This window comes from Actinomadura kijaniata (assembly GCF_014138665.1).
GTDB lineage: Bacteria > Actinomycetota > Actinomycetes > Streptosporangiales > Streptosporangiaceae > Spirillospora > Spirillospora kijaniata.
In genome coordinates this window covers 466295-481982 of record NZ_JACJIA010000005.1, presented here as the reverse complement: position 1 = coordinate 481982, position 15688 = coordinate 466295, and the positions used below count along the sequence as shown (strand labels likewise).

Here is a 15688-nt window from a genome sequence, read left to right as displayed (position 1 = left end):
ATCCCCAAACCGTTATGGGGAGAACGGTAGGAAATGTTTGCGGATCAGACGGCGTGTCGTTCTTGGACCGTTATGCAGATCAAGGCACGCTATGCTGCGACACCTCAGGGTGAGACACGTCACAGCCCACTGGTACTCCGGTACCACAGGACAACCGTCCTGACGGGCTATGGCCGCAAGGACGCGAACCGTTCCACACTGAGATGCGTCAATAAAGACAACACCACCCACCAGTAGTTGAGACCGGAGGCACGCCGATGTGCCGTCACCAGCCGCCCTGCCCCTCACCCGACGGACCCGACCGCGACGCCGCGCGGACGGTCGCCAGCCACCCCGAGCAGGGGTGGAGTCTCCTGTGCAACGGCGTCGTGCTCTTCGAGGACACCGGTGAGCTGCTGCCCGACGGGGTAGTGGTCGCACCGCACCGGCCGACCGACCTTCGGGCCACGGCGGCCTGACCGGACCTCGGCTCCGGGGCCCCGGCCCCGGACGCGCGGAGGACTAGTCAGAACGGGTGATCTTCCTCGGGGGCGCCCCATCCGCCCTGACCCTCCGGACCCGCTCCGGGTCCGGAGGACACCGCACCGGACGACCGTCCCGGCCCTCACCACCGGCCCGACCCTCACCACCAGCCCGGCCCGATCGGCCGGGCCTTCGTCTTTTCCGGACGGGGAACGCGTCAGGGGCGCCCGGCCGCCGCACCGTCCCGTGCGTCCGCCCAGCGGCGCAGCCACGGCCCGACCGCAGCGCCGACCGCCGCCGGGGCCCTGGCCAGTTCGTGGCGCTCGCCCGGCAGCACCGCCACGTGCGCCGCGTCGGCCGGGTCCGGCACGCCGAACGGGTCGCGGTCGCCGTTGACGACCAGCACCTCCACGCCCGCCCCCCGCAGCTCTCCCGCCCGCGACCTGTCCGGCTTGCCCGGCGGGCGCAGCGGGAACGCCAGCGCCACCACCCCCACCGCGCCCGCCGCGCGGGCCGTCCGGCACGCCACGCGCGCCCCGTTGCTGCGCCCGCCCTGCACCAGCGGCACGTCCCCGAACCGCTCCCGCAGCACCCCGATGATCTCCAGCCACGCCTCGTCCTGCCGGGCGGCCGAGCCGGGCGCGCGGCGGCCCGCCCGGCGGAACGGCTGGAGCACCCGCGCCACCGCCCCGCCCAGGCCGAGCGCGACCTCGCGGACGGCCAGCAGGTCCGGCGCGTCCACACCCCCGTTCGACCCGTGCGTCAGGACCAGCAGGAACGCCGGGTCGTCCGGCCCGTCCAGGGTGACGTCGGCCGGGCCGTGCGCCGTCGCGATCTCAAGCATGCCGCCCACCGTAGCGGCGAACGGGATCTGGCAGGGTGAGCGGCATGGGACAGAGGATGACCGACGGGGAGTGGCGGGCGTTCGTGTCGGAGGGCACCCGCACGGGCAAGCTCGCGGTGACGCGCAGGGACGGCCGCCCGCACGTGACGCCGATCTGGTTCGTGCTGGACGGCGACGACCTGCTGTTCACCACCTACGGCAAGGGCGTCAAGGCCAACGCCCTCAAGCGCGACCCGCGCGTGTCGCTGTGCGTGGACGACCAGACGCCGCCCTACTCCTACGTGATGATCGAGGGTGAGGCGGCGCTGACGGAGGACCCGGACGAGACGCTGCGCTGGGCGACCGCCCTCGGCGGCCGGTACATGGGTGCCGGCCGGGCCGAGGAGTTCGGCCGCCGCAACGCGGTGCCCGGCGAGTACCTGGTGCGGGTGCGGATCACCAACGTGATCGCCGAACGCGGCGTCGCGCACTAGAACCGCGGCACCGGAACCGCGGCACCGGAACCGCGGTGCCGGAACCGGGCGGCGCGCCCGCGCGGTCAGGCGTCGGGCGTGCCCATCGCCAGCCGCAGCCGCTCGGCGAAGCTCTCGTGCAGCAGCGGCCCCCAGGCGTAGCCGCCGGGCACCGCCACCGCCTCGCCGATCGCCTCGTCGGCGCCGCCGCGCGCGTACCGGACGGCCAGCAGCGCGTACATGTGGTCCAGCGCGCCGAACGCCTCCTGCGCCAGCGCGGGCAGCGACCCGTCGGCCACCGACTGCTCCACGACCGGCTCCCACCACAGGTCGGCCGGGTCGGTCCCCTCGCCGTCGCCGGCCTCCTCGCCGAAGTCGCGGCGCAGCCGCGCGCGGACCTGCCCGGCCACGCCCGGGTCGGCCAGGCCGCGCCGCCAGGCCTCGCGCGCCTCGGCGTCCCGGCCGCGCAGCGGCAGGGTCCGCGCCAGCAGCTCGGTGGCCAGCGGGCCGACCTCGGGATCGGCGGGCTCGTCGGCGTCGCCGAGCGCGGCCCCGAACGCGCCGATCGCCTGGTCCAGGTAGGCGATGCCGAGCGCGACCGCCAGCCGCGAGTAGGCGTACGGCGAGCCGTCGCGGTCGATCAGCCGCAGCCCGGCGGTCAGGACCCGCTGGGCGCGGGCGGGCTCGCCGCGCTCCAGCAGCCGCTGCGCCAGGTCGTGGGCGGCCAGCGGGCCGTACTCGGGGTCGCCGGTCTCCACCGCCTTCTCCCAGTGGCCGCGCGCGGCCTCGAAGTCGCCGGAGTCGTCGGCCAGCCGCGCCAGCGCCAGGTGGGCGGGCGGCAGGTAGGCGGGGTTGCCGAAGTCGACCACGACCCGCCAGGCGGGCTCGGCCTGCTCGCGCTCCCCGGCGCGTTCGTGGGTGAGGGCCAGGTGGTAGGCGGCGCGCGGCCCGTACTCGGGGTCCCCGGTGGCGATGGCGGTCCGGTCCGCCTCGCGGGCCCCGGCGACGTCGCCGGAGTCGTCCAGCACGACCGCCAGCCCCAGGGCGGCCTGCGCGCGGTGGGGGGTGTCGCCGAGGGCGAGCACCTGTTCGAACAGGCGGGCGGCGCGGGCGGCCTCGCCGTCCTCGGCCAGCCGCCGGGCCCGCTCGCACAGCCGGGACGGGTCCTGGGACTGTTCGAGGGGGTGTTCGAGGGTCGGGTCGTGGGACGGGTCGTCGGACGCGGTCGCGTCAGGCTTGCTGCTCATCGCTCTGCTGCCCTCTGGGGGTCGGGGTCCGCTCCGAGCCTGGGGCCTGTTTCACGGCGGGCCCCGGCCACGCACGCGAGCGCGCCACCCCACCCGCGGGCCCGCAGCCGGGGGCGAGGGCCCTCAGGTCAGACCGCGAAACGATGTCGCGCTCGCCAAGACCTGGTGAGGCGCGAGCCGCCGGGCGAGCGCCGTGGGCCAGGGCTTGGGAACCCAGCCTAGCGACCCGGCCGCCCCGCGTCCCGTGCCGACACACACATCCCCACCAAGATCATCCAACGGGGGTCAGAACGACCTTGCCCGCGATCTCGCCCGCCTCCCCCGCCCGGTGCACGTCGGCCAGCTCGCGCAGCGGACGCGCCGCGGCCTCCACCCGCACCGCCCCGGCGTCCACGAGCCCGACCAGCGCGGCGAGCTGCGCGGTGTCGTTGCGCGCGACGAAGTGGACGGCGCGCACCGACGGGTCGGCCACCGGCACCGGGCCGGTCGCCGAGACCAGCGAGCCGCCGGGGCGGACCAGGGCGGCGAGCGCGGCCCCGGCCTCGGCCGAGGGCACCAGGTGCAGGGCCAGGTCCACGGGCTCCCCGACGGCCTCGGCCGGCGGGGTGCGGGTGTAGTCGACGATCTCGTGGGCGCCCAGGCGGCGCACCGCCGCCGCGCTGCGGCCGCTCGCGGTGGCGATCACGTGGGCCCCGGCGTGCCGGGCGAGCTGGACGGCGAACCGGCCCACTCCCCCGCCCGCGCCGGCCACCAGCACCCGGTCGCCCGGCCCGGCGGCGGCGTGCTCGAACAGGGCCTGCCAGGCGGTGAGCCCGGCGACGGGCAGCGCGGCGGCCGCGGCGAGCGGAACGGCGGCGGGCGCGGCCGTCAGCTCCGTCTCGGCGGCGACGGCGTACTCGGCCGCCGCGCCGCCGCCGTCCAGGCGTCCGACCACGCGGTCGCCGGGCGCGAACGCCGTCACGCCCGGCCCGGTGGCGGCGACCGTCCCGGAGACGTCGGTGCCGAGCACGAACGGCGGCTCGACGGGCAGGACGCCGCGCAGCGCGCCGGACCGCAGGCCGACGTCGGAGGGGTTGTAGGAGGTCGCCGCGACGCGGACCAGCACCCGGCCCGGGCCCGGGACCGGGCGGGGCACGCGGGTGTAGGTGATCACGGACGGGTCGCCGAACGCGGTCACGAGCGCGGCGTTCATGGTGGGCACGGTCGTCATGGCCGGATCCTTTACAAAGTAGATCTTTTGCTTGGTTCCAGCCTAGGAACGGACCTTCCGGACGTTCCATGCCGTCTCGTCTCGTTTTCCTACGCGCCCGTCTCACCGGGGCACACGGCGTTAGAGTGCGGGCGTGGACGTGCTCAGCGACGTGGTCGCGGTGACGCGCACGGGGGAACCGCGGTCGGCGCGCGTCGCCTGGCACGCGCCCTTCGGGCAGCGGTTCGGGGAGGTCCCCGGGGCGGCGGGATTCCAGGTGGTGCTGCAGGGCTCGTGCTGGCTGCGGCCCGAGGACGGCCCGCCGGTCGCGCTCGGGGCCGGGGACGTGGTGTTCTTCCCGCACGGCGGGGCGCACGCCCTGGCCGACTCCCCCGGCACCCCGCTGACGGCGCGGGCGTGCCTGCCCGACGACGCCCTCCCCCGCTACGCCGCTCCCCCGGACGGGCCGGGCGAGCCGGCCGCCGTGACGCTGTGCGGGGCCTACCGGCTCGACCCGCGCCGCGCCCACCCGCTGCTGCTGGACCTGCCGGAGATCGTGCACCTGCCCGCCCGGGCCGGGCGGCACACCCGGGTCCGCGCCGCCGTGGAGCTGCTGGGCGCCGAGCTGACCGACCCGCGCCCCGGCGTCGACGCGGTCGTGCCCGCGCTGCTGGACACGCTGCTGATGTACATCCTGCGGGCCTGGTTCGCCGACCGGCCCGCGCACGTCCCGGTGTCGGGGTGGGCGGCGGCGCTGGCGGACCGGGGCGTGACGGCCGCGCTGGACGCGCTGCACCGGGACCCGGCCCGGTCCTGGACGATCGCCGGGCTGGGCGCGGTGGCGGGGATGTCGCGGGCGGCGTTCGCGCGGCGCTTCACCGCGCTGGTCGGCCGCCCGCCGCTGGCGTACCTGACCTGGTGGCGGATGACCACGGCGGCGCGGCTGCTGGAGGAAGGCGACGACCCGCTCGTCCGGGTGGCCGAGCGGGTCGGGTACGGGTCGGAGTTCGCCTTCGCCAACGCCTTCAAGCGCGAGTTCGGGGTCGCGCCGGGGCGTTACCGCAGGACGTCGCGGGCCCCCCTGGGGGCTCAGTCCTCGAACGCCTCCGGCGGCGGGCAGGAGCACACCAGGTTGCGGTCGCCGTAGGCCTGGTCGATCCGGCGCACCGGCGGCCAGTACTTGCCCTCCCGCAGCGACGGCAGCGGGTAGGCCGCCTCCTGCCGGGAGTAGGCGTGCTTCCAGTCCTCGTCCAGCAGGGCCGCCGCGGTGTGCGGGGCGTGCTTCAGCGGGTTGTCCTCGCGGTCGTGGGAGCCGTCGGCGACCCGCTGGATCTCCCGGCGGATCTCGACCATGGCGTCGACGAACCGGTCCAGCTCGGCCAGGTCCTCCGACTCGGTCGGCTCGATCATCAGGGTGCCCGCGACCGGGAACGACAGGGTCGGCGCGTGGAAGCCGTAGTCGATCAGCCGCTTGGCGACGTCCTCGGCGGTGATCCCCGTCTCCTTGGTGATCTTGCGGAGGTCGGCGATGCACTCGTGCGCGACCAGGCCGTTGCGGCCGGTGTAGAGGATCGGGTAGTGCGGGGCGAGCCGGGCCGCCAGGTAGTTGGCACCGATGATCGCGGCCTCGGTGGCGGCGCGCAGACCGTCGGGGCCCATCATCGCGATGTAGGCCCAGGAGATCGGCAGGATGCCCGCCGAGCCCCACGGGGCCGCCGAGATCGGGCCGACGCCGGTCTCGCGCGGGCCGGCCTCCGGCCGCAGCGGGTGGTTGGGCAGGAACGGCACCAGGTGCTCGCGGACGCCGACCGGGCCGACGCCGGGGCCGCCGCCGCCGTGCGGGATGCAGAAGGTCTTGTGCAGGTTCAGGTGCGACACGTCGGAGCCGAACTCGCCGGGCCGGGCCAGGCCGACCAGGGCGTTGAGGTTGGCGCCGTCGACGTAGACCTGGCCGCCCGCGGCGTGCACGGCCTCGCAGACCTCGGTGATGGTCTCCTCGAACACGCCGTGCGTGGACGGGTACGTCACCATGATCGCGGCGAGGTCGGCGCCGTGCTTGCCGATCTTGGCGTGCAGGTCGGCGATGTCGATGTTGCCGTGGTCGTCGCACTTGACGACCACGACCTTCATCCCGGCCATCACGGCGCTGGCGGCGTTGGTGCCGTGCGCCGACGACGGGATCAGGCAGATGTTCCGGTGCCCCTCGCCGCGCGAGGCGTGGTAGCCGCGGATCGCCAGCAGGCCGGCCAGCTCGCCCTGGGATCCGGCGTTGGGCTGGACCGACACCTTGGCGTAGCCGGTGATCTCGGCCAGCGCCGACTCCAGCTCCTCGATCAGCTCGACGTACCCCTGGGCCTGGTCGATCGGCGCGAACGGGTGGATGTTCGCGAACTCCGGCCAGGTGACGGGCTCCATCTCCGTGGTGGCGTTCAGCTTCATCGTGCAGGAGCCCAGCGGGATCATCGACCGGTCCAGCGCGATGTCCTTGTCCTGGAGCCGGCGCAGGTACCGCAGCATCGCGGTCTCGGAGCGGTGCTGGTGGAACACCGGGTGGTTCAGGTACGGGCTCTGGCGGCGCAGCGCCTCGGGGAACGCCGGCGCGACCTCGGCGGTCCCGGCGCTCTCGATCCCGAACGCGGCCAGCACGGCGGTGACGTGCTCGGGCAGCGTGGTCTCGTCGCAGGCGACCGCGACGTGGTCGGCGTCCTGGCGCCGCAGGTTGACGCCGCGCTCCAGGGCGGCCCGCACGACCTCGTCGGCGCGGCCGGGCACGCGGGCCAGCACGGTGTCGAAGAACGAGCCGTGCACGACCTCCACGCCCCCGGCGCGCAGCGCGGCGGCCAGTTCGGCGGCGCGGGCGTGGGTGCGCTGGGCGATGGCGGCCAGGCCCTCGGGGCCGTGGTAGACGGCGTACATGCTCGCCATGACGGCCAGCAGCACCTGGGCGGTGCAGATGTTGCTGGTGGCCTTCTCGCGGCGGATGTGCTGCTCGCGGGTCTGCAGGGCCAGGCGGTAGGCGGTGGCGCCGTCGGCGTCGACCGACACGCCGACCAGGCGGCCGGGCAGCTGGCGCTGGATGCCCTCGCGGACGGCCATGTAGCCGGCGTGCGGGCCGCCGAAACCGTAGGGGACGCCGAACCGCTGGGAGGAGCCGACGACGATGTCGGCGCCGAACTCGCCCGGCGGGCGCAGCAGCGTCAGCGCCAGCAGGTCGGCGGCGACGACGACCTGCGCGCCCCGCTCGTGGGCCTGCGCGGCGACCGGCTCCAGGTCGCGGACCGCGCCGGACGCGCCGGGGTACTGGAGCAGCACGCCGAAGAAGTCGCCCTCGGGCAGGCCGCCGGACAGGTCGGCGGTGACGACCTCGATGCCCAGCGGGACGGCGCGGGTGCGCACGACCTCGATCGTCTGCGGCAGGGCGTCGGCGTCGACCAGGAAGGCGCCGGGCTCCTTGCGCCGCGACACCCGGTGGGCGAGGGTCATCGCCTCGGCGGCGGCGGTGCCCTCGTCGAGCATGGAGGCGTTGGCGACCGGCAGGCCGGTCAGGTCGGCCACCACGGTCTGGAAGTTCAGCAGGGCCTCCAGGCGGCCCTGGGAGATCTCCGGCTGGTAGGGCGTGTAGGCGGTGTACCAGCCCGGGTTCTCCAGGACGTTGCGCAGGATGACGCCCGGGGTGATCGTGCCGTGGTAGCCCAGGCCGATCATGGAGGTGTACACCTTGTTCTTGGCGGCCAGCTCGCGCAGCCGGGCCAGGGCGGCCGGCTCGCTCAGCGCCGGCGGCAGCTCCAGCGGCCGGTCGGTGCGGATGGCGGCCGGGACGGCGTCGTCCACGAGCGCCTCGGCGGAGGCGTAGCCGATCGCGGCCAGCATCCGGGCCTGGTCGTCGGGGGACGGCCCGATGTGCCGGTCGGCGAACTGCTCCCGGGCCTGCTGCGGCGATGCCACCGGGGCGAAGTACTGGGCGGTCATTGGGGAGCCTCCTGGCTGCTGGGGTCGCTCAGGGCCGCCAACGGCCCTGGCTGGGCCGGTGGCCGGTCTCCCCCTCTGTCATGGGCACCTGAGAGCTTCACCCGCCGGAGCGGGGTTTCCCCTTCGGTGAGCCGCCCCTTCCCCGCCGGGGGAAGTCACGCCTGCTTTCCAGAGGTGCCTCGCCCGAGCGGTCCTTTTGCCTGAGAGGTTCCGGGGAGGGTTGCCCCTTCGGCGCCCCACGCTGGCCGCGTGGGATCTCTCCCGCACGGGGTCGACGGCTGTCCTTGGAGTGAACTCTATCCAACGGATCGTCCCCGCGATCTACCCGGGAGGCCCGCGTACCGCGCTCCCCCGACCCGGAGTCGCCCGCGGAGGCCCCGCAAGTACGATATGCACAGCTCAGGAAGACGGGGACCGGCCGTGGCCAGGGGCGGGGCCGCGAGGCGGAAGGGCATGGGGGCTGGGTTTGGAGCATGCGCACGGTCAGGTCGACGCGAACCGCCCTCGACGGGGCCGCCTCCGTTCTGCGACGCTGATCACGGTGACCTGTCCGGACGGCGGTGCGCGGTGACGCAGACCCACGACGAGAGGACCGAGCGGGCGACGCGGTCCGACCCCGGCACGGCGGCCACGGCGGCCGTGACCGTCGACGAGCCCGCCCGCCCCAACCGGGTGCGCCGCTCCAGCGACGCGTTCCGCTTCGCCGCCTCCCTGCTGGGCCTGGCCGCGGTGATCCTGCTGGTGTCGTTCGCCCAGCAGACCACGCGCGGGATCCAGACCGACATCACCGAGGGCACCGCGCACGCCCCGCACGCCCTGCTGGCGCTGGCGACCCTGGCCTCCAGCTTCGGCGTGCTGGCGGTGCCGGTGGCGTTCGCGGTGGAACGGCTGCTGCACCGCGACGGCCAGCGCGTCGCGGTCGCGCTGCTGGCCGCCACGATCGCGTTCGCGCTGACGGTGCTGCTGGACGGCTGGGAGATCCCGGCCGCGCCCGGCGGCGTGCTGGACTCGCTGATCTGGGGCGGCACCGGCACCGCCCCGCTGCACACCGACATCACCCCGGTGATCGCGTTCGTGACGGCGGTCGGGATGGCCGGGCGGACCCGCTGGCAGACCGCCGCCTGGCTGATGATCGGGCTGGCGGCGCTGACCGGCCTGACCGCCGCCTACGCCTCGGTCGCGGCGCTGACCGCCACCTACTTCCTCGGCCGCGCCATCGGCCACGGCACCCTGTACGCGGTCGGCGCCCCCAACACCCGCCCGCCCGGCGCCGCCGTGCTGGGCGCGCTGGAACGCCTGGGGCTGCGGCCGGCGCGCGCCGAGCGGGTCCCGGCCCCCGCCGACGAGCCCCGCTGCTACCTGGTCGGCGTCGCGCGCGACCCCGACGGTTCCCCCGCCGACGCCTCACCCGCCGACGCCACCGGCCCGGCCCTGCCGTGCGGCGAGTGGCAGCTGCGGGTCCACGTCCTGGACCGGGACCTGCAGACCGCCGGGCTGCCCTACCGGCTGTGGCGGCTCGCGCGGCTGCGCAGCGGCGCGCCCCGGCGGGCGCTGCGGTCGCTGCGCCGCTCCCTGGAGCAGGAGTCCCTGATGTCCTACGCCGTGACCGCCTCGGGGGTCCGCACGCCCCGGCTGGTCGCCACGGCGGAGGTCGGCACCGAGGCGGCGCTGCTGGCCTACGCGCACGTCCCCGGGCGGCGGCTGGACGACGTCCCCGACGAGGAGCTCACCGACGCGCTGCTGACCGACGTGTGGCGGCAGTTCCGGCGGTTGCAGGCGGCGCGGCTGGCGCACCGGCGGCTGGAGGGCGACGCGATCCTCGTCGACGACGAGGGCCGCCCCCACCTGGTGGAGCTGGGCGCGGGCGAGATCGCCGCCGGTGACCTGCTGCTGCGGCTGGACCTGGCGCAGCTGCTGACCACCCTGGCGCTGCGGGTCGGCCCGGAGCGGGCCGTGCGCACCGCCTCGGGCGTGCTGGGCGAGAAGGCCCTGGCCTCGGCCGTGCCGCTGCTCCAGCGGGTCGCGCTGTCGCGGGGCACCCGCAGCGCCGTGCGGCACGACAAGGAGCTGCTGACCCGCATCCGCGAGCAGATCCTGCGGCTGGAGCCCGAGAGCGAGGCCCCGCCGATCCGGCTGGAGCGGTTCCGCCCCCGGACGATCTTCAGCATCGTCGCGCTGACCGCCGCCGCCTACATCGTCGTGCCACAGCTGGGCAGCGTTGACCTGCCCCACCTGCTGGCCACCGCCAACTGGTGGTGGGCGCTGGTCGGCCTGGCGGCGGCGGCCGCGACGTACCCGGCGGCGGCGTGGATGGTGATGGGGTTCGTGCCCGAGCGGCTGTCGCTGTGGCGCACGGTGCTGGTGCAGCTCGCCGCGTCGTTCGTGAAGCTGGTGGCCCCGGCCGCCGTCACCGGCGTGGCGCTCAACACCCGCTACCTCCAGCGCTCCGGGGTGCGGCCGGGCCCGGCGGTCGCCAGCGTCGGCGCCTCCCAGCTCGCCGGGATGGTCATCCACATCCTGCTGCTGATCATGTTCGGGTTCCTGACCGGGTCGGCCGCCAACGCCACCCGCGACCTGGCCCCGTCCCGCACGGTCGTCATCGCGCTGCTGGCCCTCGCCGTGGTCGCCAGCGTGGCCCTGGCCGTCCCCCGCGTGCGGCGGCTGGTGGCCGGGCGGCTGCGCGACATGTTCTCCGGGGTGGTGCCGCGCCTGGTGGACGTGCTGCAGTCGCCGGGCAAGATGCTCACCGGGTTCGGCGGCACGATCCTGCTGACCGTCGGGTTCGTGGTGTGCCTGGACGCCTCGATCCGCGCGTTCGGCGGGGAGCTGCCCTGGACGGCCGTGGCGGTGGTGTTCCTGACCGCCAACGCGGTCGGGTCGGCCGCCCCCACGCCGGGCGGCCTGGGGGCCGTGGAGGCGTCGCTGGCGCTGGCGCTGACGATCTCGGGGCTGCCCGCCGAGACGGCCGCCTCGGCGGTGCTGCTGTTCCGGCTGCTGACGTTCTGGCTGCCGGTCCTGCCGGGCTGGGGCGCCTTCACCTACCTCCAGCGGAAGAAGGCGATCTGACCGGGCCGGCCGGGCCCCGGCGGGGCCGGTTCCGGGCAGGGCTCAGCCGGTCCTACGTGCCCGGCGCCGGTGGGCCAGTTCGTCGTGGGGGTGTTCGGTAGGGCCCATGGCGTCGGGCTCGGCGCGTTCGGCCGGAAGCTCGGCCAGGGTGCCCTCCACCTCCTGCCACACCCGTCCCAGAGCGATCCCGAACACGCCCTGACCGCCCTGCACCAGATCGACGACCTCGTCGGCGGAGGTGCACTCGTACACGCTCACGCCGTCGCTCATCAGCGTGATGCGGGCCAGGTCCTGCACGCCGCGGTCGCGCAGGTGCGTCACGGCCGTGCGGATCTGCTGGAGCGAGACCCCGGTGTCCAGCAGCCGTTTGACGACCTTGAGCACCAGGATGTCGCGGAAGCTGTACAGGCGCTGGCTGCCCGACCCGTGCGCGGGCCGGACGCTGGGCGTCACCAGGCCCGTGCGGGCCCAGTAGTCGAGCTGGCGGTAGGTGATTCCCGCCGCGGCGCACGCCGTGGGGCCCCGGTAACCGACGTCCTCCGGCGGCGCCGACACCTGCGTCTCGAAGAGCAGGCCCTGCTCTCCGGCGCGCTGCGACGCCACATGCCTGTCGGGGGTCGCCTTGCCCTCGCCGCTGCTCACCGCCACGCGGACCTCCGGCTTCTATCAGCCCGTTGTGTTCCGTCAAGGGGGTTTGACGAATTGCACCACGGGTGTTCCACCAGCACGGTAGGTGCCGGTCAGGGTGTGGTCAACGTTCGTCGTCGGCGCGTCGCATGCCCGGATGAACCGGCTTCACGTGGGCAAACTGCACACCTTCGCTCTCCTGGAACTCCTACCCCGTTACGCCCGGGGCGGAAACGGCTCGATCGCCGCGATGCAAGAACACTCGTCCAAGGGCATAAACGTGCAGAACGGCACAGGAGGGCGGCAACGGGAGCTGCGGCGCGCCACGGAGCGTCCCCGGGATATCACGGGCACGCCGCCCGGGGGCGGCCGTGGATGGGCCGTGGATGGGCCGTGTGGCGGCGGGCGGCTCAGCCCGCGCGGCCGAAGTCCTCGGGGGTGATGGTGTTGAGGAACTCGCGGAACTTCTCCACCTCGTCCTCCTGCTCGTCGGGGATCGCGACCCCGGCCTCCTCCAGCACGTCCTCGCTGGCGAAGATCGTGGCGCCGGTGCGCAGCGCCAGCGCGATCGAGTCCGACGGGCGGGCGCTGACCTCGACCCCGTTGGAGAACACCAGATCGGCGAAGAAGATGCCCTCGCGCAGCGCGGTGATGTTCACCGTGCGCAACTGGACGCTCAGGGCGTCCAGGACGTCCCGGAACAGATCGTGGGTGAGCGGCCGCGCCGGCAGCACCCCCTGCTGGGCGAAGGCGATCGCGGTGGCCTCCACCGCCCCGATCCAGATGGGCAGGTAGCGGTCCCCGTCGCTCTCCTTCAACAGGACGATCGGCTGGTTGGAGGGCATCTCGACCCGGACGCCGACGACCTCCATCTGCTTCACAGCGGCTCCCTGCTGGTCCTCGAAGTCTCGATCACCACGTGGCCCGGATCGTCGCCTGACCGACCCCTGTAGCCAACGTACACCCGGTGACCGTCGCCGCGTCCGGTCGGCGGGGTGGCAAAATCCTTTGCCCGGCCCATGATCAGGGGTCGAGGCTTTCCCGCAGACCGGTGGCGACCAGGGCCGCGTGCAGCCGTACGGCCAGGTCGGCGATGCGCCGGGCGGTGTCGGCGGCCTGCTCGTGCGCGCCGGGGCTGCGCCGGCGCAGCTGCGGCGCGACGACCTGCTCGACCAGGCCGACCTGCCGGTCGGCGGCGGCCTTGACGGCGCGCAGGTGCCGGGCCTCGAACCCGAACTCCCCCAGCGCGGCGGCGGTCCGGGCGACCGTCAGCGCCTCGCCGTCGTAGTGCGTGCCGTTGCGGCCGACCAGCCCGTACTCCTCCAGCTGGGCCAGCAGCGCCTCGTCGATCCCGGCGCCGTCGAGCAGCTGGCGGCGGGTCAGGCGGACCTGCGGGCCGGGGGCGGCGGCGTCGGCGGCGACCAGGGTGCGCGGGCCGCGTCCCTCCCCCGGGCGGGGGTCACCGGCGCCCCGCGGCGCGGCGCCGTTCCCGCCGTCGGCACGGCCGTCGGGGCGGCCGTCGGGGCGGCCGTCGGCGGGGCGCGCGTCCGGCGGCGGCAGCGGCTCGCCGCGGTCCAGGGCCTCCAGGCGCTGGCGGATCACTCGCAGGGGCAGGTAGTGGTCGCGCTGGGCGGTCAGCACGAACCGCAGCCGCTCGACGTCGGCGTCGGAGAACTTGCGGTAGCCCGCGGGGCTGCGCTGGGGCGTGACCAGCCCCTCCGCCTCCAGGAAGCGGATCTTGGAGATGGTGACGTCCGGGAAGTCCTCCCGGAGCAGCCCCAGGACGTCCCCGATCGTCATCAGGGCGCGGGCCGGCTGTGCCGTCATGCCCCTCCCCTCGTCGCCGCGTTCGTCCGGTGGTGCGCCCGCCTGCCGGTCCGGCGCGCCCGCCTGGCGGACGCGCCGGACGGACCGGTCAGCCGTGCTGCGGGTTGGTCAGGAAGACCAGGCGGAACTTGCCGATCTGCACCTCGTCGCCGCCCGACAGCCCCGCCTGGTCGATCCGCTGCCGGTTGACGTAGGTGCCGTTGAGGCTGCCGACGTCGCGCACCGAGAACGTGCCGCCGTGGCGGGAGAACTCGGCGTGACGCCGGGAGACGGTGACGTCGTCCAGGAAGATGTCGCTCTCGGGGTGCCGCCCGGCGGAGGTGCGGTCCTTGTCCAGCAGGAAGCGGCTGCCCGCGTTGGGGCCGCGCTTCACCACCAGCAGCGCCGTGCCCGGCGGCAGGGCCTCCACGGCGACCTGCTCGGGGCCGGCGGCCTCCGGTTCGCCCTGGTCGTTGTCCAGGGCCTCGAACCCGCCGATGGAGATGGTGGAGGTGGACTCGCCCGGCGACTCCCGGTAGGGCGAGGCGCCCCGCGCCAGCGGTGTGCCGCAATTGGAGCAGAAGCGGGCATCATCCGGGTTGGCGTGACCGCACTGCGTGCAGTAGACGCTCGGCATAGATCGGCTCGGCCTCCTACGATCGGCGCGGCGCCCACGGCCGCCCCGGTCCGGGGAGCCGCCCGCGCCACGCGCATCCTTCTACCAACCCACGCCGGGGACCCGCCCCCCGGCCTCGGTCCGGCTCACGCCGCCTTGTGACACGACGGTCGCCGCAACTTACGCGGGTAGTGCCCGAGGGGTCAACCATGGCGGAGAGCCGGCCGCCTCCCAAGCTACATTCGACAATGATCGCAGGTCTACGCCGCCGCGCGGACAAGCCCCCGTGACCGGCCCCCGCGATCCGTCACCCCGACCGTACCGCGCGCACGGCGACACGGGCACTCGGGGTGATCGTCACGGTGGCCCCGGCGGCCTGCAGGGTGCGCACGACGCCGCCGGGGATGTTGAGGGCGGTGGTCATGGTGTGCGCGTCACCGATGGCCAGGAACCGGTAGGGCGCCTGCAGCCGCCGGCCGTCGGCCTCGATGCCGCCGGACCAGTCCAGGAAGTAGGTGCCGGCGCCCGCGCGCACGTCGTTGACCTGCACGACCTCGGCTCCGGCGTCGCGCAGCTCCTGCAGGGCGTCCAGCAGGTGGACCGACCGCACCGTCCCGCGGGGGTCGTCGATCCGCACCTCGATGCCGGGTCCCTCGGCGGGGAGGGTCCCCGCCAGCAGGCCGTAGGTGGCCGCCCGGCGGCGGGCCTCCTCCAGGGCCGTCTCGCCCTGCACGTCGCGTTCCAGGCCCACCCGGACGCCCTCCAGGTCGCGCAGGTCGCCGCGCAGCCGCTCGGAGCGCTGTGACAGATCCGACAGGATGCCGACCAGCTCGTCCTGGCGGGCGGTGGCGAACGTGGTGTCGTGCTGGGTGGTCTGCACCTGGGCGACCACCGCGAAACCGACCACCAGGCACAGCAGGCCTCCCACGAGCTGCCCCCAGGTGGTGCGGGGGCGCAGCAGGTCCACCAGGCCCGCCAGGCCGTTCCCGGACGCCTTCTCGGCGGGGCGCTCGCCCGGATGCTCGTCGGGGTGCTCGTCGGGGCGCTCGTCGCGGTGCTCGTCCTTCTCCCGGTCGCTCATGCGCCGAACAGCTTCCGCCGGATGGCCGCCGCGTTGGAGAAGATCCGGACGCCGAGGACGACCACGACGCCGGTGGACAGCTGGGAGCCGACGCCGAGCTGGTCGCCCAGGAAGACGATCAGGGCGGCGATGATGGTGTTGCTGAGGAACGACACGACGAACACCTTCTCGTCGAAGATCCCCTCCAGCCGGGCGCGGACGCCGCCGAACATGGCGTCCAGCGCTGCCACGATGGCGATCGGCAGGTAGGGCTGCAGCCACAGCGGCACGGTGGGCTCCAGCAGCAGCCCCAGCGCCACCCCGGCCACCAGGCCGATCAGTGCGATCAC

General features: G+C 74.9%; 14 protein-coding genes and 2 riboswitches. Of the genes, 4 read left to right on the top strand and 10 right to left on the bottom strand.

What is annotated here, in order from left to right; genetic code table 11:
* Positions 1 to 257: 257 nt before the first annotated feature.
* A complete protein-coding gene (locus tag HNR61_RS22015; protein ID WP_067831813.1) occupies positions 258 to 458 on the top strand; it encodes a DUF5999 family protein in 201 nt (66 codons plus the stop codon).
* A gap of 221 nt (positions 459 to 679) precedes the next feature.
* Here the strand turns inward: HNR61_RS22015 and HNR61_RS22010 are convergent, their stop codons facing one another.
* The gene (locus HNR61_RS22010) at positions 680 to 1306 is read right to left on the bottom strand and encodes an alpha/beta hydrolase family protein (RefSeq protein ID WP_182845042.1); all 627 of its coding nucleotides are present in this window, start codon (positions 1304 to 1306) and stop codon (positions 680 to 682) included.
* A gap of 44 nt (positions 1307 to 1350) precedes the next feature.
* Here HNR61_RS22010 and HNR61_RS22005 point away from each other — a divergent pair, with 44 nt between their 5' ends.
* Positions 1351 to 1779 (top strand): PPOX class F420-dependent oxidoreductase, encoded by a 429-nt coding sequence (locus HNR61_RS22005; protein ID WP_182845041.1) that lies wholly within the window; start codon positions 1351 to 1353, stop codon positions 1777 to 1779.
* 65 nt (positions 1780 to 1844) lie between these two features.
* Here the strand turns inward: HNR61_RS22005 and HNR61_RS22000 are convergent, their stop codons facing one another.
* Positions 1845 to 3005 carry a tetratricopeptide repeat protein gene (locus tag HNR61_RS22000; protein WP_246443259.1) on the bottom strand — a complete coding sequence of 387 codons (1161 nt, stop codon included), beginning with the start codon at positions 3003 to 3005 and terminating at the stop codon, positions 1845 to 1847.
* 271 nt (positions 3006 to 3276) lie between these two features.
* A complete protein-coding gene (locus tag HNR61_RS21995; RefSeq protein WP_220509603.1) occupies positions 3277 to 4215 on the bottom strand; it encodes an NADP-dependent oxidoreductase in 939 nt (312 codons plus the stop codon).
* A 133-nt stretch (positions 4216 to 4348) separates the two neighbouring features.
* Between HNR61_RS21995 and HNR61_RS21990 the strand changes: the two genes are divergently transcribed.
* Positions 4349 to 5341, top strand: a complete 993-nt coding sequence (locus tag HNR61_RS21990; RefSeq protein WP_182845040.1) for an AraC family transcriptional regulator — start codon at positions 4349 to 4351, stop codon at positions 5339 to 5341.
* Here the strand turns inward: HNR61_RS21990 and gcvP are convergent.
* A complete protein-coding gene (gene gcvP, locus HNR61_RS21985) occupies positions 5284 to 8163 on the bottom strand; it encodes an aminomethyl-transferring glycine dehydrogenase (protein ID WP_182845039.1) in 2880 nt (959 codons plus the stop codon). The two genes, HNR61_RS21990 and gcvP, sit on opposite strands and share 58 nt — an antisense overlap.
* 65 nt (positions 8164 to 8228) lie before the next feature.
* A riboswitch (glycine riboswitch) is annotated at positions 8229 to 8341 on the bottom strand.
* Positions 8342 to 8437: riboswitch (glycine riboswitch) on the bottom strand.
* A gap of 293 nt (positions 8438 to 8730) precedes the next feature.
* On the opposite strand from gcvP, the gene HNR61_RS49315 reads away from it, so the two are divergent.
* Positions 8731 to 11229 carry a flippase-like domain-containing protein gene (locus HNR61_RS49315; protein ID WP_312898023.1) on the top strand — a complete coding sequence of 833 codons (2499 nt, stop codon included), beginning with the start codon at positions 8731 to 8733 and terminating at the stop codon, positions 11227 to 11229.
* A 42-nt stretch (positions 11230 to 11271) separates the two neighbouring features.
* Here HNR61_RS49315 and HNR61_RS21975 read toward each other — a convergent pair whose 3' ends face one another.
* The 6 genes from HNR61_RS21975 to HNR61_RS21950 form a co-directional block, all read right to left on the bottom strand.
* The gene (locus HNR61_RS21975; protein ID WP_182845037.1) at positions 11272 to 11877 is read right to left on the bottom strand and encodes a MerR family transcriptional regulator; all 606 of its coding nucleotides are present in this window, start codon (positions 11875 to 11877) and stop codon (positions 11272 to 11274) included.
* A 389-nt stretch (positions 11878 to 12266) separates the two neighbouring features.
* Complete coding sequence (locus tag HNR61_RS21970) at positions 12267 to 12737, bottom strand: bifunctional nuclease family protein (RefSeq protein WP_067831827.1); 471 nt, start codon at positions 12735 to 12737, stop codon at positions 12267 to 12269.
* A 142-nt stretch (positions 12738 to 12879) separates the two neighbouring features.
* On the bottom strand, positions 12880 to 13683 hold the full coding sequence (ftsR, locus tag HNR61_RS21965) for a transcriptional regulator FtsR (protein ID WP_182845036.1): 804 nt from the start codon (positions 13681 to 13683) through the stop codon (positions 12880 to 12882).
* A gap of 88 nt (positions 13684 to 13771) precedes the next feature.
* The gene (locus HNR61_RS21960; protein ID WP_067831831.1) at positions 13772 to 14299 is read right to left on the bottom strand and encodes an FHA domain-containing protein; all 528 of its coding nucleotides are present in this window, start codon (positions 14297 to 14299) and stop codon (positions 13772 to 13774) included.
* Positions 14300 to 14585: 286 nt separating this feature from the next.
* Positions 14586 to 15359, bottom strand: coding sequence for a DUF881 domain-containing protein (locus tag HNR61_RS21955; RefSeq protein WP_182845035.1), 774 nt, complete (start codon positions 15357 to 15359; stop codon positions 14586 to 14588).
* On the bottom strand, positions 15356 to 15688 hold the full coding sequence (locus HNR61_RS21950) for a small basic family protein (RefSeq protein ID WP_182845034.1): 333 nt from the start codon (positions 15686 to 15688) through the stop codon (positions 15356 to 15358). The genes HNR61_RS21955 and HNR61_RS21950 overlap by 4 nt, the downstream gene beginning before the upstream one ends.